Annotated in this window: 24 protein-coding genes and 1 tRNA gene; 9 read left to right on the forward strand and 16 right to left on the reverse strand. The window is 69.6% G+C overall.

The window, feature by feature from the left end:
* Window positions 1–7: 7 nt before the first annotated feature.
* From OGL88_RS09445 to OGL88_RS09475, 7 genes are all read right to left on the reverse strand, one after another.
* The gene (locus OGL88_RS09445; protein WP_263054835.1) at window positions 8–1,186 is read right to left on the reverse strand and encodes an iron-containing alcohol dehydrogenase; all 1,179 of its coding nucleotides are present in this window, start codon (window positions 1,184–1,186) and stop codon (window positions 8–10) included.
* A complete protein-coding gene (gene mpaD, locus OGL88_RS09450; RefSeq protein ID WP_263054834.1) occupies window positions 1,170–2,441 on the reverse strand; it encodes a daptide-type RiPP biosynthesis aminotransferase in 1,272 nt (423 codons plus the stop codon). Before mpaD ends, OGL88_RS09445 begins: the two co-directional genes overlap by 17 nt.
* Window positions 2,434–3,243 (reverse strand): daptide-type RiPP biosynthesis methyltransferase, encoded by an 810-nt coding sequence (gene mpaM / locus OGL88_RS09455; RefSeq protein WP_263054833.1) that lies wholly within the window; start codon window positions 3,241–3,243, stop codon window positions 2,434–2,436. Before mpaM ends, mpaD begins: the two co-directional genes overlap by 8 nt.
* Window positions 3,240–4,196, reverse strand: a complete 957-nt coding sequence (locus tag OGL88_RS09460; RefSeq protein ID WP_263054832.1) for a hypothetical protein — start codon at window positions 4,194–4,196, stop codon at window positions 3,240–3,242. The genes mpaM and OGL88_RS09460 overlap by 4 nt, the downstream gene beginning before the upstream one ends.
* Window positions 4,197–4,301: 105 nt before the next feature.
* Window positions 4,302–4,889: a hypothetical protein gene (locus OGL88_RS09465; RefSeq protein WP_263054831.1), complete on the reverse strand. Its 588-nt coding sequence runs from the start codon at window positions 4,887–4,889 to the stop codon at window positions 4,302–4,304.
* Between the two features lie 5 nt (window positions 4,890–4,894).
* On the reverse strand, window positions 4,895–5,074 hold the full coding sequence (locus OGL88_RS09470; protein ID WP_263091214.1) for a hypothetical protein: 180 nt from the start codon (window positions 5,072–5,074) through the stop codon (window positions 4,895–4,897).
* Between the two features lie 440 nt (window positions 5,075–5,514).
* A tRNA-Ser gene (locus tag OGL88_RS09475) sits at window positions 5,515–5,604 on the reverse strand.
* A gap of 143 nt (window positions 5,605–5,747) precedes the next feature.
* Between OGL88_RS09475 and OGL88_RS09480 the strand changes: the two genes are divergently transcribed.
* On the forward strand, window positions 5,748–6,713 hold the full coding sequence (locus OGL88_RS09480; RefSeq protein WP_205463578.1) for an SGNH/GDSL hydrolase family protein: 966 nt from the start codon (window positions 5,748–5,750) through the stop codon (window positions 6,711–6,713).
* A 10-nt stretch (window positions 6,714–6,723) separates the two neighbouring features.
* On the forward strand, window positions 6,724–8,085 hold the full coding sequence (radA, locus tag OGL88_RS09485; RefSeq protein ID WP_185021261.1) for a DNA repair protein RadA: 1,362 nt from the start codon (window positions 6,724–6,726) through the stop codon (window positions 8,083–8,085).
* 80 nt (window positions 8,086–8,165) lie between these two features.
* On the opposite strand, the gene OGL88_RS09490 is transcribed toward radA, so the two are convergent.
* Entirely contained in the window at window positions 8,166–8,549 is a 384-nt protein-coding gene (locus OGL88_RS09490) for an SseB family protein (RefSeq protein ID WP_131922013.1), read from the reverse strand.
* 281 nt (window positions 8,550–8,830) lie between these two features.
* On the opposite strand from OGL88_RS09490, the gene cspE reads away from it, so the two are divergent.
* A complete protein-coding gene (gene cspE, locus OGL88_RS09495; RefSeq protein ID WP_017887662.1) occupies window positions 8,831–9,040 on the forward strand; it encodes a transcription antiterminator/RNA stability regulator CspE in 210 nt (69 codons plus the stop codon).
* Window positions 9,041–9,267: 227 nt separating this feature from the next.
* Here the strand turns inward: cspE and OGL88_RS09500 are convergent, their stop codons facing one another.
* Window positions 9,268–9,930 carry a hypothetical protein gene (locus OGL88_RS09500; protein WP_263091215.1) on the reverse strand — a complete coding sequence of 221 codons (663 nt, stop codon included), beginning with the start codon at window positions 9,928–9,930 and terminating at the stop codon, window positions 9,268–9,270.
* 64 nt (window positions 9,931–9,994) lie between these two features.
* Window positions 9,995–10,537: an amino-acid N-acetyltransferase gene (locus OGL88_RS09505; protein ID WP_263091216.1), complete on the reverse strand. Its 543-nt coding sequence runs from the start codon at window positions 10,535–10,537 to the stop codon at window positions 9,995–9,997.
* Window positions 10,538–10,635: 98 nt separating this feature from the next.
* On the opposite strand from OGL88_RS09505, the gene OGL88_RS09510 reads away from it, so the two are divergent.
* From OGL88_RS09510 to OGL88_RS09530, 5 genes are all read left to right on the forward strand, one after another.
* Entirely contained in the window at window positions 10,636–11,088 is a 453-nt protein-coding gene (locus OGL88_RS09510; protein ID WP_263054827.1) for an SRPBCC family protein, read from the forward strand.
* 211 nt (window positions 11,089–11,299) lie between these two features.
* Window positions 11,300–11,743, forward strand: a complete 444-nt coding sequence (locus OGL88_RS09515; RefSeq protein ID WP_263054826.1) for a hypothetical protein — start codon at window positions 11,300–11,302, stop codon at window positions 11,741–11,743.
* Window positions 11,740–12,198: a hypothetical protein gene (locus OGL88_RS09520; protein WP_263054825.1), complete on the forward strand. Its 459-nt coding sequence runs from the start codon at window positions 11,740–11,742 to the stop codon at window positions 12,196–12,198. Before OGL88_RS09515 ends, OGL88_RS09520 begins: the two co-directional genes overlap by 4 nt.
* The gene (locus tag OGL88_RS09525) at window positions 12,195–13,145 is read left to right on the forward strand and encodes a hypothetical protein (RefSeq protein WP_263054824.1); all 951 of its coding nucleotides are present in this window, start codon (window positions 12,195–12,197) and stop codon (window positions 13,143–13,145) included. Before OGL88_RS09520 ends, OGL88_RS09525 begins: the two co-directional genes overlap by 4 nt.
* Complete coding sequence (locus tag OGL88_RS09530) at window positions 13,142–14,176, forward strand: hypothetical protein (protein ID WP_263054823.1); 1,035 nt, start codon at window positions 13,142–13,144, stop codon at window positions 14,174–14,176. Before OGL88_RS09525 ends, OGL88_RS09530 begins: the two co-directional genes overlap by 4 nt.
* A gap of 254 nt (window positions 14,177–14,430) precedes the next feature.
* Here OGL88_RS09530 and OGL88_RS09535 read toward each other — a convergent pair whose 3' ends face one another.
* On the reverse strand, window positions 14,431–16,950 hold the full coding sequence (locus OGL88_RS09535; RefSeq protein ID WP_263054822.1) for an ATP-dependent Clp protease ATP-binding subunit: 2,520 nt from the start codon (window positions 16,948–16,950) through the stop codon (window positions 14,431–14,433).
* A gap of 223 nt (window positions 16,951–17,173) precedes the next feature.
* Window positions 17,174–17,668 carry a Clp protease N-terminal domain-containing protein gene (locus OGL88_RS09540; protein ID WP_263091217.1) on the reverse strand — a complete coding sequence of 165 codons (495 nt, stop codon included), beginning with the start codon at window positions 17,666–17,668 and terminating at the stop codon, window positions 17,174–17,176.
* Between the two features lie 52 nt (window positions 17,669–17,720).
* On the opposite strand from OGL88_RS09540, the gene OGL88_RS09545 reads away from it, so the two are divergent.
* Complete coding sequence (locus OGL88_RS09545) at window positions 17,721–18,653, forward strand: NAD(+)/NADH kinase (RefSeq protein WP_111086944.1); 933 nt, start codon at window positions 17,721–17,723, stop codon at window positions 18,651–18,653.
* 150 nt (window positions 18,654–18,803) lie between these two features.
* Here OGL88_RS09545 and OGL88_RS09550 read toward each other — a convergent pair whose 3' ends face one another.
* The 4 genes from OGL88_RS09550 to lysS all read right to left on the reverse strand — a co-directional run bounded on the left by OGL88_RS09550 (window position 18,804) and on the right by lysS (window position 22,313).
* A complete protein-coding gene (locus tag OGL88_RS09550) occupies window positions 18,804–19,862 on the reverse strand; it encodes a sigma-70 family RNA polymerase sigma factor (protein ID WP_111086943.1) in 1,059 nt (352 codons plus the stop codon).
* Window positions 19,863–20,240: 378 nt separating this feature from the next.
* A complete protein-coding gene (locus OGL88_RS09555; RefSeq protein WP_263054821.1) occupies window positions 20,241–20,372 on the reverse strand; it encodes a hypothetical protein in 132 nt (43 codons plus the stop codon).
* A gap of 181 nt (window positions 20,373–20,553) precedes the next feature.
* Window positions 20,554–20,757: a hypothetical protein gene (locus tag OGL88_RS09560; RefSeq protein WP_111086942.1), complete on the reverse strand. Its 204-nt coding sequence runs from the start codon at window positions 20,755–20,757 to the stop codon at window positions 20,554–20,556.
* A 29-nt stretch (window positions 20,758–20,786) separates the two neighbouring features.
* Window positions 20,787–22,313: a lysine--tRNA ligase gene (lysS, locus tag OGL88_RS09565; protein ID WP_263054819.1), complete on the reverse strand. Its 1,527-nt coding sequence runs from the start codon at window positions 22,311–22,313 to the stop codon at window positions 20,787–20,789.
* Between the last annotated feature and the right edge of the window lie 174 nt (window positions 22,314–22,487).

Genomic DNA, 22,487 nt, shown 5'->3' on the forward strand with positions numbered 1-22,487 from the left:
TTCTTGGTCACACGGTCAGTGCGACCGATCTCCCTCGAGCGAGTGCTGCGTCGATGACCTTGCGGACATCGTCACGACCCGCCTCCCCCATGAAGGGAAGTCCAGCGCCCCAACGCTCCGTGACGCGCGCCGCGAAGGCGTCGTCACCGAGCCGCGTGAGCTCGTCGGTCGACGGCCGGCGGAGCCGACCGTCGATGATCTCGTCGAGCGCCTCGGCAGGCGACGCCGCCCCCGGCATCGCCTCCGCCCAGAGCTCGCACAGTCTCCGGTACGACCCGAGCCGGCCGTCGCCGTCGCGCATCACGGACCAGTAGCCCGGCAGCACGAGCGAAGCGGCGACCGCCTTGGTGCAGGACCACGCGATGGATGCCTCCGTCGTGACGATCCACGGCAGTGTCACCATCGGCGGTCGATCGCGCGCCAGCCACCCGGTGTGACTGAAGGCGCTGATCGAGGCGATCGCGCGGAGGTCGGCCGGTACGCGTCCACCGGCACGAAGACGCGGGGCCACCTCCATGAGCTGCCGGAGGCTGGCCCGCGTGACGACGTCCGCGAACGACGCCGCCTCGCCCGCGGCGTACAAGGTCGTGAGTCGGAGGACCACCTCGACGAGCCCCTCCGTCATCTGCTCGTCGTCCAGGCTGGCGAGCAGATCCGATCGAGCGAGCACGAGGTCGGCGCCGAGCGCAGCGCCCGAGACCAGCCGCTTCCGTTCCCGGGACGTGACGCAGGCCGACGACGAGAGCTCCGAACCGGTGCCGAACGTCGTCGGGACCAGGGCGACCCGTGTCGACCGCGGGCCGTCGGGCAGCACGACACGACTCGACCGGCCCGGCGACGTGACCCGCCGCATGGCGTCGGCATCGAGGCCGACCAGCTTCGCGACGTCGAGCGTCACGCCGCCGCCGATCCCGATCACCACGTCCCAGGGGCCGGCGTCCGCGATGCTCCTGACGAGCTCCTCACTGTCGTCGGACGCCAGGTGCAGCTGCGCGCCGAGGCGTTCGACGAGCGTGTCGACCAGCTCGGCGATGGTCGGAACGGATGCGTGGTTCCGGTCCGCCACGAGGCAGACCCGGCCGGCACCGGTCCACTCGGAAACCCGGCGCACGAATGCGTCGAGTGCGTCGACGGTGAGCGGACCGGGGTGGACGACCCACCCGAACCCGTCAGCGGAGGTAGGCATCGTCGTACTCCTGGAGCCCGACCTGGACGGCGTCGAACAAGGAACGCACGTCGCCGACGGTGTAGGTGAGCGCTGGGACGAGCTGGAACCCGTCCGGGCCCGGGTGCACGACCGCCCCCGCTCGGCGGATCGACCGGCGGAGCGCGGCGAGCGCTGCCTGGTCCCGCTGCGGCTGGCCGTCCCGATCCGCCACGGCGACGGCGCGGAAGTTCCCGGCTCCCCGAGTCGCGAGCACCGAGGGATGCTGCGCGGCCAAGGCGGTGAGCTCGGTCTCGAGGGTCGCTGCGAGCTGCTGCGACCGGTCGACGACCGAAAGCCGATCGAACTCGTCGATCGTCGCGCTGATCGCCGCTCCGACGACCGGGGTCCCCGCCTGCGTCTCCGCGTGCACGAACACGCTCTCGTTCCCGGTGAACCGAGCGGTGATCCGGGACCCCACCAGGATCGCTGCAGCGGCCTGGGTGCCGTTCGTCAACCCCTTCGAGGCGATCAGGACGTCCGGGGCTGATGGCCAGGACTCCGACGCGAACATCAGGCCCGTCCGACCGAAGCCGGTGGCGACCTCGTCGGCGACGATGAGGAAGCCGTGACGGTCTCGGAGTTCGCAGAGACGCTGGACGTACTCGTCGGCGAGGGCGAACGCTCCGGAGCCGAGGATCGGTTCGACGATCACCGCAGCGATCCGGTCACCGGTCGCGGCGACCAACCGCTCCAACTCGTCGAGGTCGTTGGGGGTCACGTGACGGACCTGCCGCGAGTCGACGCCGTAGAGCGATTGACCGAGGTCGTCGCCGCTGAGTGCATGCGCCCCGTACGTGAGTCCGTGGTAGCTGCCCTTGAGCCCGACGACGGTCTTCCGCGCCGGCTGGCCGTCGAGGATGGCGAAGTGTCGAGCAAGCTTCATGACAGCGTCGTTCGCCGATCCACCAGCAGTCGTGAAGAGGACTCGCGCGTACCGGTCGGCGCCCGCGACTTCGCGGAGCCGCACGGCGGCTTGCTCGATGTCCTCACTCCAGTAGCGGAACAGGGACACGTACGACGCCCGGACCATGGCCTCGTGGACGGCGTCTGCGATGCGCTGGTTGCCGTAGCCGAGGTTCACGTTCCACAGCCCGCTCGTTCCGCAGAGAGCCTCGGAACCGTCCGCGAAGGTCAGCGTCGTGCCGGAGGCGGCGACGATCTGCGAGTCGAGGTCGTTGTGCGCTGCGAGCGGGACGAGCGCTGGCCAGACGCTGTTCGGCCGCCGGTCAAGCACGCCACACCGCTTCGAGGATGACGATGGGATGGGCGCCGTCCGGGGTCGCCACCGGTCGGACCGCACGGACCTCCAGGCCAGCGACGGCGAGTTCTGCCTCGAGGACGAGCGGCGGGATGGCACGGACGTGCGTCAGGAAGACGGTGAGCGATCCGCGGCCCAGGTCGTCGAGATCGATCACGCCGACGTGCCGGATCGACGCAACCGGGTCGATCTCCTCGAACAGCCGGTAGCGCTGGCCGGCCAACCCGGGGAAGTCCTGGTACCTGCCGGTGGTGTCACCGAGCTTCGTCGTGTCCGTGGTGGACATCAGCAGAACGCCGTCGGCCGCGAGCCAATCTGCCGCACCGCGGAAGAAGCGTGCGCGTTGCGCGTCGTCGAGGAGCGAGATGGAGATGCACCCGAGCAGGGCCGTCGAGTACTGCGTCCCGTCGTCGTACGTCGTCATGTCGGACACTGCGGTCCGCACCGACGCTCGGAGCGCAGCATGTCGCCCGGCGAGCTTGTCGTCGAGCAGCGCGATCATCGCCGGTGACAGGTCCACACCGACGAGCTCGCGGCCAGCGGCGGCGAGTGGCAGGGTGAGGCGTCCGGACCCCGCGGCGAACTCGAGGATCTCGGCGGTGACGCCTCGGGTCGCCCGGATGAGTTCGCGGATCTCGTGGGTGTCGTGAACAGCCGCCGCTTCGTACACGGTCGAACCCTGGTCACCGTAGAGGTCGGCGATGTCGACCTGACCGGCGTACCCGTCGAGCAGACGACGCAGTTCCGTGGGGAGGGCATCGAGCCCGATCGTCGTCACGCGTCGACCCGCTCGGCGTCGTGCGCCTGGAGCAGTGGGTCGAGGAACGAACGCACTTGGGACAAGGCGGACTCCCGTTCCGAGCCGGAGAGACTGCGGAGCGTGTTCGATTCGTCCGTGTGCTCGAGTGCGCGGTCGCCGAAACGGAGCTGGAGCTCGACGAGGGACGCCAGGTCCCGCGTGAGCGCGTAGGTCTTGTGGCGCGCGGAGACGTGGAGCAGCTGCTGCTCGCGGTCGAACAAGAGCACCGCGCCGGGGTTCGGCTCCGGACGCTCCGATGCGGTCGACGTGTCGCTGTCGAGGTAGGCGCCGTACCCCGACACGGACAAGCCGCTGAGGCCGCGCGCTGCGGCGTAGCGAAGCGCCTCCACTGCCTGCAGGAAGTGCAGGGCGCCGTCCGGACCAGATCGGTGCGCCGAGTCGGCCTCCGGAGCGAGTTCGCCGTCCACGAGCCGGCCGAACCGCGGACCCCACGGCGACGACGAAACGGTCCCGTCCTCGGTGACGAAGACGAAGTCCGGTTCAGTGGGGACGGCACCACCCACCCATGCGAGCCGGTCGCCGATGACCACCTGCGGGTCGGTGAGGACGTCGGGGAAGACGCCGTCGGCACGTGCTGTCGCCAGATCGGCCGCGAAGGCCTCGAGGTCGCGATCCGTCTGCGGGACCAACACGGTCGGACCGGGGAAGCTCAGGAACTCCGCGACGGCGTAGTTCTGGAACTGGATGATCAGGTCGTCGTCGAGGCGGACTTCGCCGTCCTCGACGAGCTCGCCGCTGAAGCCCACGATCGGCGCGCCGTCGGTCTCGTGGTCCTGCGCGTCAGGCGCGAACACGACGTCGAAACCGCGGCCGAAGCGCGAGGTCGCGACGGCTTCGGCGTGCCCCGCCGACTGCACGAAGGCGACGCGCTGACGTACCCGAGTGGCCTGCGCCCCCTGCATCCAGCTCATCGCGAACCCGTGGATGTCTCCCCCAAGAAAACTCACGCCGTGAACGTAACAGGTTCCGCGACTGAACGTTCTATCCCGCGGATGGGGTCAGGGAAGAAGCCGTCCTCACCGGCGTGTCGCGTCGTCCGGGGGGATCGGGACCGGACGCGAGAAGTAGACCCACGGGAACGTCCCACCGGGCACCACACCCCAGCCCTCCTCCAGCATTCGAGACGACTTCCGACTGCCCTGGACCGCCCGTGCGTGCTCCCACGGCCGCGAGTCCTGCACGAGCTCGTGCGACTGGAGGCCGACCCGGATCGCGTGCCAACCCTCTGCCCCGAGCTGCGCGAGCTTGCCCATCTCGTCGAACGCGGTCACGGGGAAGAGCGTGCGCACTGCCGGCTCCAGCGGGACCGATGACGCCTCCGCAGTGATCGGTGGCGAGCCGTAGAGCTGCTGCGCCGCTTGACGGGACGACCCCAGGATCTTGCCGATCTCGGCCCAGGAGGCACCGTTCCTCCGAGCGCCGTCGACTGCCGACTGGGTCACGTCCCGGAGCGAGGCGCGCATCGACAAGCACAGCTCGACGGCTCGGAGCGACTGCTCGCGGGTTGCTTCCGGGGCGACGTCAGAATCGTGCTCGTCCGCCTCCGGCATGTTGCGCGCCAGTACCTCACGCAGCTGCGTGGTGAGGCCGTCATCGCCGTCCACGGCGCTCAGCGCTGGGTTCGTGCCGCACTCACGGCGAACACGGCGAACACGAGTCCGAAGATGATCGCGCCGATGGCGGCGGCGAGCAGTCCACCTTGGCGCCCGACGCTCCAGGCGTAACCGGTACCGATGGCGACGAGCCCGAAGGCGACGGCGATGAGTCCGAGGATCATGGTGTTCCGCATGCCGACAGGATTCCCCACCGCCCCGGTCGTGTCAACCGCAGGTTGACACGAGATGGCGCGCATGCGCCCCGAGTTCGGTCGGTCGGGGGCTCTTCTCGGGGGTGCCGTTCGCGAACGGTCTTGTGGAATGGCGGGTCATTTGCAGGTCCCGCTGATCCGCGGTGCAGAGCCGATCGGAGCCCGTGGCGGTGATGGTTCGCGCTGAGTTCCCCCTGGACCGCGCGCAGTTCTCGACCTCTGTACAGCGCGGAGCTGCGGTGAGCTTCGTTCCGGTTCGCCACGCGGGCGACAGAGGCGAAGACTTGCGCTTCGCTGCGCATGATCGCGGGACAGATGGAAGGCAGCCGCGGCACGGATCGGTCAGCTCAAGAGGTGCATCAGATGCGCACCGGAGCCACTGCCCGAAAGAAGAAAACCCCCGTGTGAACGGGGGTCTTCTGTGGCGGTACCGGTGGGATTTGAACCCACGGTGGAGTTGCCCCCACACATGTTTTCGAGACATGATCCTTCGGCCGCTCGGACACGGTACCGGGAAAGATCTTACACGATCCGGGAGGCCCGTCACGCCACCCGACGTCGGCTCGCCCTCCACAGGCGGTCCCCCTCACGGCTCTTCCCACACCCACAGGCCGCCCACGTCGTCGACTCGGCCTGCGGGCGTACCGTCCACGGCATGAAGACCCGCACGCTCATCGCACTCCTGACGTCCGTCCTCGGTGGGGCCGGTGTCCTCGGCGCCGCTGCCGTCGGGGCCCGCGCCGGGGTCAAGGGCCAACGGGCGGCTGCGCAACGGGTGGTCGACATGCTGCCGATCCACGCTGACTGGTGGCACGAGCGACAGCAGCACGAGGGGCAGCTGCTGTACGTGGCGATCGGCGACTCGGCGGCGCAGGGCGTCGGTGCGACGGTGCCGTCTCGCGGCTACGTTGGCCTGTTGGCGCGACGGATCCGGCACCGGTCCCACGAGTCGGTGCGGGTCGTGAACCTGAGCGTCTCGGGCTCGACGACGTGGGGCGCCAAGCGCGACCAGTTGCCGAAGCTCCGGCAGTACACGCCCGACATCTGCACGGTGTCGATCGGGGCGAACGACATCGCCGACTTCGACCCGGACAAGTTCGAGCGGAACATCCGGGCGATCTACGGTGCGGTGCCGTCGCACGCCGTGGTGGCGGAGTTGCCGTGCATGTTCGTGCCGGACCGTGAGCGCAAGGTCGCGGTGGCGAACGAGATCGTGCACCGTGTGGCCGCCGAGTTCGGACTCACGGTCGCGCCGCTGCACACGATCACGAAGCGGGTCGGGGTCCGCCGCACGTTCTTCAACAGCTACGGCGACCTGTTCCACCCGAACGACCGGGGATACGAGGTCTGGGCGAGCGCGTTCGAACCCGCGATCGACGCCCGGGTCGACACGGTCGCGGCGATCCGGCACTACCTGTCCGCGCGCGAGGCGGAGAACCTCGGGCGTGAAGCCGGAGCCGTCGCGAACGCTCGTGCCGAGCAGGACACCGACGGTGCCGAGGCACTCGACCACGCCAACCGGCCGAGTCCCGTCGAGCGGATCCGCAACCGGATGACGGGGTCGATCGCCCTGCCCGACGAGCCGGTGCACCGCTCCGGCGATGTCGGCGGCACGGCCTAGCCTCGACGACATGGCGCGCCCGCAGTCCCTCTACCGATGCACCGAGTGCGGCTGGACCAGTGTCAAGTGGGTCGGCCGCTGCGGCGAGTGCCAGACCTGGGGCACGGTCGAGGACTCCTCGGCGGTCTCGGCGAGTACTCGTGGCACCGCAGCTGTGGCCGTCACCGGCGCCCGAGCGGCGCGGCCCATCACCGAAGCCCGCGGCACGACGGTGCAGCGCTGGCAGACCGGCATCGGCGAGTTCGACCGCGTGCTCGGCGGCGGGGTCGTCCCCGGCGCTGCGGTGCTGCTGTCCGGCGAACCCGGCGTCGGCAAGTCGACACTGTTGCTCGAGGTTGCTTCGCGCGCGGCGGCGTCCGGCAAACGCGTCCTCTACGTCAGCGCGGAAGAGTCCGTCGACCAGGTCCGGCTCCGCGCCGAGCGCACCGGGGCGATGCACGACGACCTCTACCTGGCGAGCGAGGTCGACCTCGGCGTCATCATCGGCCAGATCGACCAGGTCAAGCCGGATCTGCTCATCGCCGACTCCGTGCAGACCATCTCCTCCAGCTCGATCGACGGCATCGCGGGTGGGACGTCCCAGGTGCGCGAGGTCGCTTCGACCCTGATCCGCATCGCGAAGGACCGCGCCCTCCCCGTGTTGATCGTCGGCCACGTCACCAAGGACGGCACGATCGCCGGGCCGCGCCTGCTCGAGCACCTGGTCGACGTCGTCTGCCACTTCGAGGGCGACCGGCAGACAGCGCTCCGCTTCGTCCGTGCGTTGAAGAACCGCTTCGGGCCCACGGACGAGGTCGGGTGCTTCGACATGGGTGGTGACGGCATCCACGAAGTGCCCGACCCCAGCGGCCTCTTCATGTCCAAGAACGCGACCCCGGTCTCCGGCACGTGCGTGACCGTCGCGCTCGAGGGGCGCCGGGCACTCCCGGTCGAGGTCCAGGCGCTCATCGTCCCGAGCTCCGCACCGCAGCCCCGACGGGTCGTGAACGGCGTCGACGCCTCACGCGTGGCGATGCTGCTCGCGGTGCTCGAGCGCCGAGCCGGCCTCAAGCTCTCCGATGCCGACGTCTACGTCTCGACGGTGGGCGGCATGAAGCTCACCGAACCCGGTGCCGATCTGGCGATCGCCCTGGCCCTGGCGAGTGCGGCACGGGACCGCCCGTACCCGCACACGCTCGCCGCCGTGGGCGAGATCAGCCTGGCGGGCGAGATCCGTCCGGCCACAGGGACCAAGCAGCGGGTGAACGAAGCGAGCCGACTCGGCTTCACCACCGTCCTCGGCGCCGACTCCGGGCACCTGCGCGAAGCACTGCGTGTGGCGTTCTCGATGACGCAGTCGGCTCGCGAGCGCGAGCTCGACCGCGCGTTCTGAGCCGACGGCCCACCGCGGACAGCCCGACGGCGCACCGCGGACAGCCCGACGGCGCACCGCGGACAGCCCGACGGCCAGTCCTAAGCGCGCAATGCGGCCAGCAGGTCCCCCGGGGTCGCCTGCATGGTGTTCGGCCCGGCGATGTCGAAGAACACGCCCTCGAGCATGTCGAGGTGGGCGGCGAGGAACTCCTCGAGCCGCGGTCCGTCGTAGACCATCACCTGCCGGATCTTCTCGTCCGGCACCATCGCCGTGTAGGCGTCCGCCGACGAGAACAGCAGCAGGATGCGCTGTTCAGAGCCTTCGCGCCCGAAGACCCGGACCTGCATGTCCTTCTTGCCGGTCACGAGTCGGGGGACGATCACGATGTCGTTGCGCAGCGCGAACGCCACCGCCGCGACGTCCTGCTTCGCGAGGGCTTCCTCGAGTTGTTCACTCCGGAAGCGCTGTTCCTTGTCTGCCATCCGAGCAATTCCACCAGATTTTCGTCGTTCAGTGACGCACGGGTAGCCAGTCGGCCCTGAGCACGCTAGCCTGATGGAACCGCTTCGGCGGCGCTCAACGTTCGAGCGAGGTGGTTTGCCCCTCAACTCGGACTACCAGGGTCACTGGCCATCAGGCCTGACCCCGAACCCGTCCCGCCGGCACCTGCCCGCGTGGCGCATCACCCCCGTCGACGTACGTCGGGGCTCCGCAGGTGCGATCGCACCATGGCGGAACGCAAGAAAGCTAAGGAAACGCCATCATGGCATCTACCGGTACCGTCAAGTGGTTCAACAACGAAAAGGGCTTCGGCTTCATCGCCCCGGACGACGGAAGCGCTGACGTCTTCGCGCACTTCTCCGCGATCGCCGGCAACGGCTACAAGTCGCTGGAGGAGAACCAGAAGGTGGAGTTCGACATCACCGAGGGCCGCAAGGGCCCGCAGGCGGAGAACATCACCGTCCTCGGCTGATCACATCAGCTTCGAACGGCCCCGTCGTCCTCTGGACGGCGGGGCCGTTTGCTGTCCCGGGTCGCCGAGCGCTCTGCACCGTCGCACAACCGAAAGCACCTCGAACCGCCACAATGCGCGGCGCGGTCACACTGTGGTTGTGCGAACGGCAACGGCGCCGGCAACGGCGCCGTAACGCACCGCCCGGCGCACCGCCAGACGACCCCGCACCCCCACGCCGCGCCCCGTCAGTTCAGGATAAACTGCACCGAGGACTTCGACTCGAGGTTCCCCACCGCGACCTGCAGGTGGTAGCTCGCCCCCTCGGCGGAGACAGCCGGGCGGGACGCGTCGCACGTCGTGGTGGACGATCGGGTGCGGTCCCAGGCGATCGCCGGCGTGGTCAGGGTCTGCCCGGCCTTGATCGTGACGTCCTGGTTCGTGCCGCCGGTCTGGCAGTCCTTCGACGACCAGTACTGCTCCTCGCCCGAGCTGATCGTCAGTACCTGCTGCGCTGACCCGAGGTCGAGGTGGCACGAGTTCGTGCCGGTGTTCTTGATCGACATGGCGATCTTCGGGTCCTCGGTGGGGCCGTACGCGTCCTTGTCGAGCACAGGCGTCAGGACGACCTGGTCCTTGCTGCACGTCGACCCGTCGGCAGCGCCCGACCCAGACGCCGACGCAGATGCCGACGCCGAACGGGACGGGGCAGCGGACGACGCACCACCGGCCGAAGCCGAGGCGGTCGGCGAGGACGTGGGCGCGGCCGTGGAGGTCGACGCGCTCCCCCGGCCGACGACGATGAGCACGATCACCACGACGATGATCACGAGTGCGCCGAGCACGGCTGCACGACGGCGCCAGTACACGACCGGCCTCTCGGGCCCGACGGGGTGACGCAACGACGACATGCGCACAGGGTAGACAACCACGGATGCCCGGTGCGGGACCCCCGCCGGGTGCCGCGCGAAAGCGTCAGAGGATCTTCAGCATGCGGGTGTTGCCGAGGGTGTTCGGCTTGACCCGGGCGAGATCGAGGAACTCCGCGACCCCTTCGTCCGACGACCGGACCAGCTCGGCGTAGACCGAGGGTTCGACGACCTGCTCGCCGATCTCCAGGTACCCGTGCTTCGCGAAGAAGTCGACCTCGAACGTCAGGCAGAAGATCCGCGCGACGCCGAGTTCGCGGCCGTCGTGCTCGAGCGCCTCGAGCATCCGGTGCCCGACGCGCTTGTGGATCCAGTCGGCGTCGAGGGCGAGCGTGCGCACCTCGGCGATGTCGTCCCAGAAGACGGCGAGGGCACCGCAGCCGATCGGCACACCGTCGGGGCCCTCAGCGATCCGGAACTGCTGGATCGAGCCGTACAGCGCGACGTTCTCCTTGCCGAGCAGGATGCGCCGGTCGACGTAGGGGGCGATGAGCCGCTGGATGTGCGGGACGTCGGAGGCGAGCGCCGGTCGCACGAGCATCCCGTGCTCGTCACGGACGTCGAACGCGTGCTTCCCGTGCTCTGTCATCCCGACAACCATAGCCGCGCCCGGACGAGCGGCAGCAGACCGCCCCGGGGGACACCCCGCTGGACGGTGCACAGGCTGAGCCGCCTACCGTCCACACCATGCCTCAGATCATCGAAACCGTCGACGTCAACGTCCCCGTCTCCGCAGCGTACGGTCAGTGGACCCGCTTCGAGGAGTTCCCGCACTTCCTCGACGAGGTCGAGAAGATCGTCCAGGTCGACGACAAGACCACCGACTGGACCGTGAAGGTCGCCGGCCAGGAGCGCGAGTTCCGTGCCGTCATCACCGAGCAGCACCCCGACGAGCGGGTGGCATGGACCGTCAAGGACGGCGAGACCGACCACGCCGGTGTCGTCACCTTCCACAAGCTGTCCGACAACGAGACGCGCGTCACCGCGCAGATCGACTGGGAGCCGTCCGGCTTCCTCGAGAAGCTCGGCGCAGCGGTCGGCGTCGGTGGCCACGCCATCAAGAAGGACCTGCAGAACTACAAGGAGCGCTTCGAGTCCGCTCCGACCGACACGGGCTGGCGCGGCGACGTGCAGGCGTGATCACGGCCTGAGACGTCCGCGCGGACGAGACGGGAGGCCCGGTGCCAGCTGGCACCGGGCCTCCCGTTTCGTCCGTGCACCGGTTTCGTTCGGCATCCCCCCACGACATGCCGACCTGCCGGTCCGGCGCGAGCCTGGCAGAGTGGTCACACTGGCCGTCGCGCTGGTCCAGTTTTATCATGTCTGAGACAGATGTACAGGGCGGGGAGACATGATCGAGTACAACGACGACGATGCACACCGGCGAGAACTCTCCCGGAAGCTGCAGTTGCTGATGGACGTCGTCGAGGCGAATGCCGGGCAGCGACCGTCCTACAAGGAGATCGCAGCTGAGGTCGAGGCACAGGGTGCGTCGATGAGCCGGCCGCGGTGGGGCTACATGCTCGGGGGCAACGGCCCGGCCGTCCGCGACCAGCATCTGCTCGCAGCACTCGCCGGCTACTTCGGCGTCCCGGCGGAGTACCTGACCGACGCGGCGGGCAACACCGACGTGCCCGAGCGGGTGCAGGCGCAGCTCGAACTCGTCCTCGAGCTCCGCAAACGCGAGGTCGTGGCCTTCGCGACCCGACGCCTCGGCGAGTTCGCCTCCGCCGACGAGATCCGGGACTTCACCGAGCACCTCCGGCGGCTCGACGAGTCGGGGTCCGCGCCGTGACCGGCGTGCGCGAGCGGTTCGGCGCCCGGCGTCGGCAAGCCGTCGCCCGGCGGAGCGTGCGGCGGCTCGGGCTCCCCCGGCGACTGACGCTGCCCGCCCTCCTCGCCCGCGCCGAGTCGACCCTCGGCAAGCCGATCCGGCTGCGGACTGCCGACCTGCCCGGTGACCTCTCCGCACGGTTCATCCAGCGCGCCGACCACGCACTCCTCGAGACCCGTCCGGACCTGTCCGAGCGCTCCCGCGTGGCAAGCGTGCTCCACGAACTCGCCCACGTGTTCCTGGCGGACCCCGGCTGCGACCACCAGGCCTACACCGGGCTGCTCACCGGCCGGACGGCGTTCACGCGGTCGCTGGACACCCCGCACGAGCAGGCGGTCGAACTCGTCGCCGACGAACTCGCGCTCCGGATCGGGCTGCTCGACCCGGACGACCGCGAGCCCGGGATCTTCCGGTGACGCTGCACGTGTGGGGATCGACCCCGGTGTGGGTCATCCTGACGGTGCTCGTCGTCCGGCTGCTGCTGGTGCGGACCCAGTCGGCGAGCGTCACCTGGCTCATGGCCTGCTGCGGCTTCGTCGCCGTCGGCCTGACGATCAACCAGCCCGACGTCACCACGTTCCTCGCCGGCGTCACGCACGTGCCCAACATCGCAGACCTGGTCGGCCGGTGCCTCATGGTGTGCGGCATGTTCGCCCTGGCCCAGTCGGTGGAGGCCGCTGCGCGCTCGGCGAAGCTCCTGCGCGTGAGCCGGATCGTCGTCTGCGTGGTCGTGCTCCTGACGCTCGTCGTGCTCTTCACGATGGTCGATGCTCCGACCCCGACGGCGCAGTTCATGACCGTCTACGGCGACCAGCTGCCGACCGCGCTGTACTCCGCGGTCGAGATGACGTACATCGCGGTCGTGATCGCGCGCTCCGCCGCCGCCGTCCTGCGCGGGTTCCGGAGCGGCGACGGCCTCGGCCGGATGTACTGGCTGTTCGTCGTCGGGGCCATCGGGCTGGTCCTGCTCGCCGTCATCGCGATCGCGCTCGACGCCGTCCACGTAGCCGGCGTCGACGGCGCGGTCCGGGTGCTGTCCACCGTGTACGCCCCGGTGTTCCTGCTGTCCATGGTGCTGCTCGCCGTCGGCGCCGCCGGGGGCGTGCTGCCGGACGCGGCACGGGAGTTCCGCGACTGGCGGGACACCCGACACCGGTTCCGCAGCCTGGAGCCGGAGCTCCGGCGGCTCGAGGCGGCCTCGGGCAACACCGGGCTCTACTTCACGATCGCCTGGCAGCGTCGCCAGTGGCGCAGCCGGTTGCACCGACTTGCCGTCGAGATCGAGGACCGCGCACGCGAGGCCGGGCAGGACGTCCCGGCTGCGGCGACCCTCACCACCGCACGACTCAGGGAGCTCTCATGACAGCCGGACGCACGACCGCACTCGGAACCGCACTCGGAACGACAGTCGGCACCGTCGGGACGCTCGGACTGGGCGCCTTCGTCGCCCGACGACTGCTCTTCCCCGCCCCCTACACGGCGACCGCCACCGTGCGGAGCAGCACCGGGACCGAGGTCGAACTCGTCGCCACACGCGACACCCGCCTGCCGGGGACGTACGACCTGCAGCACGACGACGCCCGCGTCCCGGTCGGCGCGATCGTCGCCGCGAGCACGAAGACCGGGCCCAGCGGGGACACCATCCGCCGCCGCGTCACCGGAACCGTGGCGACCGGTGACTGGGCCTGGGACGCCCTGCGGTACGACGGGCCGGCCGACGTCCCCGGCGCCGAACCCGAGGCCGCCACGACCCACGTCGTCCACGTGCACGGCCAGTCCCTCGGGCCGCGGCAGGTCCTCCGCGGCGTCGGTGTCTGGCGCGGCCTCGGCGCGACGTCCGAGGTCCTCGACATGACGGACCTGCCGCTCCGGTCGCTCGACCCGGGGGCAGCAGACCGCATCGTCGCCGCGGTCCGTGCCGCCCGTGCCCGCGGTGCCCGCCGGGTGGTGCTGCAGGGGTGGTCCGCCGGCGCCCTCGCCTGCTCGGTCGCGGCCGGCCGGGTCGACGTCGATGGGATCGTGGCCGTCTCGCCGCTGCTCGACGTCGCGTCGGCACTCCGCGGAGCGGTCCGTGGGGCACGACTGCCCGCCTTCGTCGGCACCGTCGCTGCGCGCATCGCGACAACCCCGCTGCTGTCCCGCCTGGCGGGAGCGTCGGCACCGGTCACGACCACGGCTTGGCAGGACGCGACGACGCCGACGCTCGTGGTCCACTCCGAGGCCGATGCGCTGGTCGCAGCGGACGACGTGGCTGCGATCACCGCTCGCCCGCACGCCACCGCCACCGCCGTCGCCTTCGGCACGGCACCGCACACGCTCGAGTGGAACGAGGACCCGGAGCGCTGGGAGGACGCGGTCCGCCGCTTCGTCGGGACGTTGCCCGCCATCGCGTAGCGGACGTGCAACGGCCCCGGTCTGCGAACAGACCGGGGCCGGCAGCGACTCGATCCGTTGGGGGGAACCGATCGAGTGCGACGCGCGAGGAGTTGGGGGGAACGTCTCGCGCGCCGGTCCCACCGTACCCCCGGACGGGGGTCCGTGGACGCGGGACGCGCGCATCGGCGATCCGGGATCTGGACCGACCCGATGACAGACGGGAGGCCCGGTGCCAGCTGGCACCGGGCCTCCCGTCTGTCTGGTGTCGGGTCCTAGGACTCGATCTCACCCTGGGGCGCGTCGGTCGCGGTCTCGACCGCGGCTGCGCCGGCGAGGACCTCTTCGCGGCCCGGCTGACGCCCGGTCTCGAAGTGGAACGCACCGTCGACGAAGTCGACCTTCACGTGGTCGCCGGCGGTGAGCTCACCCTGCAGGATGTGCTCGGACAGCTGGTCCTCGACCTCGTGCTGCATCGCGCGACGCAGCGGGCGAGCTCCGAGGGACGGGTCGAACCCGACCTTGATGAGCTGCTCCTTGGCGGGGAGGGTGAGCTCCACCGTCATGTCGCGGTCGAGCAGACGGTCTGCAAGGCGCTTCACGAACAGGTCGACGATCTGCAGCAGTTCGGACTGCGACAGCTGCGGGAACACGATGGTGTCGTCGACGCGGTTGAGGAACTCGGGCTTGAAGTGCTTCTTGAGCTCCTCGTTGACCTTGCCGCGCATGCGGTCGTAGCCGACTGCCGAGTCACCCTCGACCTGGAAGCCCACCGGGCCACCGGCGATGCCCTGCGAACCGAGGTTCGTGGTCATGATGATGACGGTGTTCTTGAAGTCGACCACGCGGCCCTGACCGTCGGTGAGACGGCCTTCCTCGAGCACCTGCAGCAGCGAGTTGAAGATGTCCGGGTGGGCCTTCTCGATCTCGTCGAACAGGACCACGGAGAACGGCTTGCGGCGCACCTTCTCGGTGAGCTGGCCACCCTCTTCGAACCCGACGAACCCGGGAGGGGCACCGAACAGACGCGAGACGGTGTGCTTCTCACCGAACTCCGACATGTCGAGGGAGATCAGTGCGCCCTCGTCGTCGAACAGGAACTCGGCGAGCGCCTTGGCGAGCTCGGTCTTGCCGACGCCCGTGGGCCCGGCGAAGATGAACGAGCCCGAGGGGCGGTTCGGGTCCTTCAGACCCGCACGGGTGCGGCGGATGGTCTTGGACAGGGCCGAGATGGCTTCTTCCTGACCGATGACCCGCTGGTGCAGTGCCTTCTCCATGAAGACGAGCCGCGAGGTCTCCTCTTCGGTGAGCTTGAACACCGGGATGCCCGTGGCCTGCGCCAGGACCTCGGCGATGATGCCCTCGTCGACGGTGCCGGACGCGGCGACGTCACCGGCACGCCACTGCTTCTCGAGGCGGAGACGCTCGCCCAGGAGCTTCTTCTCCTCGTCGCGCAGGCTGGCTGCCTTCTCGAAGTCCTGCTCCTCGATGGCGGCTTCCTTCTGCCCGCGGACCGTCGAGATCTTCTCGTCGAACTCGCGGAGCTCCGGGGGCGCCGACAGGATCGAGAGGCGCAGGCGTGCGCCGGCCTCGTCGATCAGGTCGATGGCCTTGTCCGGCAGGAAGCGGTCCTGCACGTAGCGGTCCGCCAGGTTGGCGGCCGAGACGATCGCACCGTCGGTGATGGACACCTTGTGGAACGCCTCGTACTTGTCGCGCAGGCCCTTGAGGATGTTGATGGTGTGCGGCAGCGACGGCTCGTTGACCTGCACCGACTGGAAGCGACGCTCGAGTGCTGCGTCCTTCTCGAAGTGCTTGCGGTACTCGTCGAGCGTGGTGGCACCGATGGTCTGGAGCTCACCGCGGGCGAGGAGGGGCTTGAGGATCGAGGCGGCGTCGATCGCGCCCTCGGCAGCACCGGCACCGACGAGCGTGTGGATCTCGTCGATGAAGACGATGATGTCGCCGCGGGTGCGGATCTCCTTCGTAACCTTCTTCAGGCGCTCCTCGAAGTCACCGCGGTAGCGGGACCCGGCGATGAGCGATCCGAGGTCGAGCGAGTAGAGCTGCTTGTCCTTCAGCGTCTCGGGCACGTCGCCCTTGACGATCGCCTGGGCGAGGCCCTCGACGACGGCGGTCTTGCCGACGCCGGGCTCACCGATCAGGACGGGGTTGTTCTTGGAGCGGCGGGAGAGGATCTGCATGACCCGCTCCATCTCCTTCTCGCGCCCGATGACGGGGTCGAGCTTGCCGTCGCGCGCGGCCTGGGTGAGGTTCCGACCGAACTGGTCGAGGACCTGCGAACCCTGCTGCGCGTTCTGCTGCTGCTCGCCGCCGACGGCGACCGCTTCCTTGCCCTGGTAGCCGGACAGGAGCTGGATGACCTGCTGGCGGACCCGGTTGAGGTCGGCGCCGAGCTTCACGAGGACCTGGGCTGCGACGCCCTCGCCCTCGCGGATCAGGCCGAGCAGGATGTGCTCGGTGCCGATGTAGTTGTGGCCGAGCTGCAGCGCCTCGCGCAGGGACAGCTCGAGCACCTTCTTGGCACGCGGCGTGAACGGGATGTGCCCGGTCGGCTGCTGCTGACCCTGGCCGATGATGTCCTGGACCTGGTCGCGCACGGCGTCGAGCGAGATGCCGAGCGACTCCAGCGCCTTGGCCGCAACGCCCTCGCCCTCGTGGATCAGGCCGAGGAGGATGTGCTCGGTGCCGATGTAGTTGTGGTTGAGCATCTTCGCTTCTTCTTGAGCGAGGACGACAACCCGACGGGCTCGGTCGGTGAATCTCTCGAACATGTGCTCTCCCTTGGCCCTTTCTGACGGAGCCGACAGCTGGTCCGGTCTCGTCTGAGTCCGGTCACGTACTCCGAGAGTAACCAGCGCTCCCCGTGCGGGCTGCCCCTGTTCGCCGTGGGCGTGACCTCACTGCGCGATGTGCGCAGTGAGCGAACGCAACAGGAGACGGGAGGCCCGTGGCGGCGTCCGCCACGGGCCTCCCGTCTCCTTCCCCGGTCACGTCTCAGGCGCGCCGCGCTGCCCGGCGCAGGGCACGCCGGAAGCGGCGCGGCTCGACGCCCAGGGCGTCGAGGACGTCGTGCGCGGAACCCATGAAGGGGTCGTCGACCCCGTCGAGCACGGCGAGCACGACGTGGACCGGGCGGACGCGCTCGGCAGGGCCGGCGAGGACGGCTGCTCGTGCGAGGACCCTGGCGGCCGCCGGGGTGCAGGCGACCCGGTCATGCTCGTCGGGGCAGGCGGCCCGCGCACCGACGAAGACGCTGATCTCGGAGCGGACGGCTTCGGGGCTGACCCCGTGCGCCTCGAGGACCGGGCGGAACCGGGGCATCCCGTTGCAGAGGGTGACGGCGGCGAGCAGGAGGTGCTCCGCGTCGACGAAGCCGAAGCCCGTCTCGTGGGACTCGAGGTCGGCGAGCAGCACGATCTCGCGACCCTGCCGGACGGTGGGGAGGGCGACGGACAGCTGAGCGATCTGCATGTATTCAGAATCTCGCATGCAATGACAATTGAACAGCCCTCGGTTCAGCGCGGCTCGGTACCATCCGGTCATGGATCAGCCCGTCGTCGGCCTCGTCGTCCACCCGACCAAGAACGTGCAGGAGTCCGTCACGACCCTGCAGCGCTGGAACGCGTCCGGCCGGGGCGAGCTCGTCGCCCGCCGAGCCGACGCGCAGCGGATCGGCGGAGGCATCACCGCGGTGGAGGACGACGACTTCACCGCACGGGTCGACCTCGTCGTGGCCCTCGGCGGCGACGGCACCATGCTCGGCGCCATGCGACTCGTGGCGAAGCGCCCGGTCCCGGTGCTCGGCGTGAACTACGGCAACGTCGGGTTCCTGGTGGAGATCGAACCGCCCGAACTCGAGGCAGCGCTCGACCGACTGTCGGCCGGGGAGTACCAGCTCGAGCCGCACCACGCACTCGAGGCCCGGCTGTCCTGGAGCGGCGCTCGCACGGACTACCTGGCGTTCAACGACCTGACGATCGTGCGACGCCCCGGCTCCGGCCAGGTGTCGGCGGACCTCAGCGTCGGCGGACTCGGCTACGGCTACTACCGTGCCGACGCCATCGTCGCCGCGACCCCGGCCGGCTCCACCGCGTACAACTACGCCGCGGGTGGCCCCGTGCTCTCCCCCGCGCTCTCCGGGTCCGTCGTCACCCCCGTCGCCCCGATGGCGGGCATCGACCGCGCCGTGGTGCTCGCCGCTCGCGAGCGCTACCGGTTCGACATCGCCGAGGGCACCAGGAGCGCAGCACTCGAGGTCGACGGGCTCGTCGTCGGCGAGGTCGCCACCGGAGCGCAGATCGACGTCCGACTCCGGAAGGACGCCGGAAGCGTCGTGCGGCTCGACGCCGAGCGGCACGGACGCACCGGGCGGGTGAAGCTGAGCCTGCTCGACCTGCCGGTGCGGCCGGACCAGCTCATCGAACTGATCCCGAGCGACCTGCGGCAGAAGCTCGGGCGCGAACTCGACCAGTAGCGGTCCGGGCCGGCGTCGGGCGCCTCCGAACGTGAACGGCCCGCTCGAGCAGTGCTCGAGCGGGCCTTCCCATCACCCCACCGGATCGTCTTCCCACAGACCGACCCGGGTTCCCCTGCCGACGCGAGCGCCGGCCGAAGCCTGCTGACCTCAGTCGGTCAGGTACAGCTGCATGTCCTGCGAGACCGCCTTGGCGAACAGGCGCAGCTTGGCGCGCGACTCCACCCGGCTGACGGCCTGGCGGGTCGTGTGCACGATCTTCGAGATCTCGTCAAGCGTCATCGGCTTGTCGTCGTCGAGGCCGTAGCGCATGCGGATCACGTTGGCTTCCTCGCTCGGCAGCTCGGCGACGATCGAACGGATGTCGCGGTGCAGGAGCGTGGTCTCGGTGAGCTCGTTCGGGGACGCAGCGTCCTCGTCCTCGATGAAGTCACCGAGCTCGCTGTCGTCCGAGTCGCCGACCACGGTGTGGATCGAGACCGGCTCGTGCGAGCGGCCCTTGAGGTCGACGAGTTCCTCGACCGACATGCTCAGCTCGGCGGCGACCTCGTCGGGCATCGGCGCGCGGCCGAGGTCGACGGTCAGGTCACGCTCGGTGCGGGAGATCTTGTTGATCAGCTCGACGGTGTGGACCGGGATGCGGATCGTGCGGGCCTTGTCGGCGAGACCACGCGAGATCGCCTGGCGGATCCACCAGGTGGCGTAGGTCGAGAACTTGTAGCCCTGCGTGAAGTCGAACTTCTCGACCGCACGGACCAGGCCGAGGTTGCCCTCCTGGATGACGTCCATGAACGGCAGGCCACGCTGCGAGTAGCGCTTCGCGATGCTGACGACCAGACGGAGGTTCGAGGTGATCATGCGCTCCTTGGCGCGCTCACCGTCGCGGACGAGCCAGCGGAGTTCGCGCTGCAGGGTCTTCGCGAGGCCCTTCTCGGTCGCGAGCTTCTCTTCCGCGAACAGGCCGACCTCGATGCGACGGGCGATCTGCGCTTCTTCCTCGGCGGTGAGGAGCGAGAGGCGACCGATGTGGCGCAGGTAGTCGCCGACCTGGTCGACGGAGGCGCCGCGGACGCCGGCGAGCTGCTCGTCGGCCTCGACCTCGGTGTCGAGGGAGGTCGTCGTGGACTCGGCGGCCTGGGTCTTCGATGCCGCTGCCTTCTTCGTGGTGGCGCGGCGGGTGGTGCTCGGTGCAGCCGGTGCGATCGTCATGGTGTTGCTCCCTGCGTTCGGCGGTGATGGCTTCGTGCGGTGGTGCTGGGGGTGGTGCTTCTGGGTGCTGCTTGGGGTGTTCACGAGTAAAGCGGTCCGGAGGTGTACCCCACAAACCGATCGGAATGATTCTCAGGCTTCTCCGTGCTTCGTCATCGAAACCGTCCCCCGTGGGGTACAGCGATGCTGCCAGTGTGGTCCCCCGAACCGCCGCGGATCAAGGGTGTGACGTGATGTTTCCGGCGTTGCAGGCGTGTTTCTCACGCGTTTCCGAACCTGTACCCCGGGGTGCCGCGCCTTCCGGACATGCAAAAGGGGTACGTCCGGCCGGATCGATGCGATCCGGTGGTCGTACCCCGAAAACCGAGTGGGTGGGGGTCACCAGGAGGGTTCGAGCCACCCGTCCCGGCGCTTGGACACCTCGAGGTCGGCGTCTCGGTCGAACTCGTCGTACTCGCTCTCGATGTCACCGACGAGGCTGCGACCCGTGAAGGGGTGTGTGGTTGCCATGCGGACGATGCTCACCCCGGCGCGCGACGGCGAGGTGAACGGCGCGTGACCGGTCGAGGGCGCACGGACGTCGAGGAAGCACAGACGTCGAGGGAGCACAGAAGTCGAAGGGGCGCGGACGTCGAAGGCCGCCGCCCACGATGGGGCGACGGCCTTCGGATACTACGTAGGTCGGGCGGCGCTACTCGGCCGAGGCCGGTGCCGGCGCGGGGACGCCGTGCTCGCGCTCGAACCGGGCACGTTCCTCGGCCTCGACCTTGGCGTACGCGGCACGCTCGGTGCGGTCGGCCCGCATGATCGCGCGCATCACGAACCAGAAGATGAGGCCGACGACGATGGTCGGCGTCAGGGCGAAGATGATCCCGGTCACGACTCCATGCGGCACCCGAGCATCGTACCCCGGGGAACCGGGGGCTACTTGACCAGCGGGAACAGGATCGTCTCGCGGATCCCGAGGCCGGTGATCGCCATGAGCAGGCGGTCGACGCCCATGCCCATGCCACCCGACGGGGGCATCGCGTGCTCGAGGGCCCGCAGGAACTCCTCGTCGACGCGCATCGCCTCGGGGTCACCGCCGGCTGCGAGCTTCGCCTGCTCGACGAAGCGCTCCCGCTGCACGACCGGGTCGACGAGCTCGGAGTACGCCGTCGCGAGCTCGAAGCCGCGGACGTACAGGTCCCACTTCTCGACGATGCCCGGACGGGTGCGGTGCTCGCGGGTGAGCGGCGAGGTGTCGACCGGGAAGTTCATCACGAACGTCGGGCGGTCGAGCGAGTCGATGACGAAGTGCTCCCAGAGCTCTTCGACGTACTTGCCGTGCGTGGCGTGCGCGACCTCGACGCCCTCGGCAGCGGCGAGCTCCTGCAGCGCGGACAGCGGGGTCTCCGGGGTGATCTCGCGACCGGCGGCCTCGGACAGCGAGCCGTACATGTCGATGCGCGGCCACTCGCCGCCGAGGTCGTACGTGCTGCCGTCGGGCAGGGTGACCTCGAGCGAGCCGCCGGTCACGGCCCGCGCAGCGCGCTGCACGAGCTCCTGGGTCAGGTCGGCCATCTGCTCGTAGTTGCCGTACGCCTGGTACGCCTCGACCATCGCGAACTCGGGCGAGTGCGACGAGTCAGCGCCCTCGTTGCGGAAGTTCCGGTTGATCTCGAACACCCGGTCGATGCCGCCGACGACCGCGCGCTTCAGGAAGAGCTCGGGCGCGATGCGCAGGAAGAGCTCGGTGTCGAAGGCGTTCGAGTGGGTCACGAACGGACGAGCCGAGGCGCCACCGTGCTGGGTCTGCAGCATCGGCGTCTCGACCTCGAGGTACTCGTGCTCGGTGAAGGTCTGGCGGAGCGAGGACATCACCGCGGCACGGGCGCGGACGGTGGCGCGTGCTTCGTCGCGGACGATCAGGTCGAGGTAGCGCTGGCGGACGCGCGTCTCCTCGTTCAGTTCGTTGTGCAGGTTCGGCAGCGGCAGGATCGCCTTCGCCGCGATCGCCCACTCGTCGACCATGATCGAGAGCTCACCGCGGCGCGAGGAGATCACACGGCCGTGCACGAACACGTGGTCGCCGAGGTCGACGAACTCCTTCCAGCGCGCGAGGGACTCGTCTCCGACCTCGGCGAGCGACACCATCGCCTGGATGCGGGACCCGTCGCCGGACTGCAGCGACGCGAAGCAGAGCTTGCCGGTGTTGCGCGAGAACACGATGCGGCCGGCGACACCGACGACGTCCTGCGTCTCTTCGCCGGTCTCGAGGTGTGCGTACTGCGCGCGGACCGCCGGGATCGTCGTCGTGATCGGGAGCTCGGCGGGGTACGCCTCGATGCCGGACTCGAGCAGCTTCGCGCGCTTGTCGAGCCGGACCTGTCGCTGCTCGCTGGTCTCCTGCTCGGCCAGTGCGGCGGCGTCGGCGATCGCGGTGTCGGTGGTGGCGGTCTCGTCGGTCATGCGGGTGCGGCTCCGATGGTCGTGGGGGTCGGGGGAAATGCTACCCGCGCCGCGCTCCCGCCCTCGAACCGTGCCCGGGTTGCGCCCGGACCACGCCCGGACCACGCCCGGGTTGCACCCGCCGACCGGTCACGACTCCCCGTCGTCACGATGCCGAGCGGTCACGAACTGTCG

The sequence above is a fragment of the Curtobacterium sp. RIT-PI-V genome (assembly GCF_025642935.1).
Lineage (GTDB): Bacteria > Actinomycetota > Actinomycetes > Actinomycetales > Microbacteriaceae > Curtobacterium.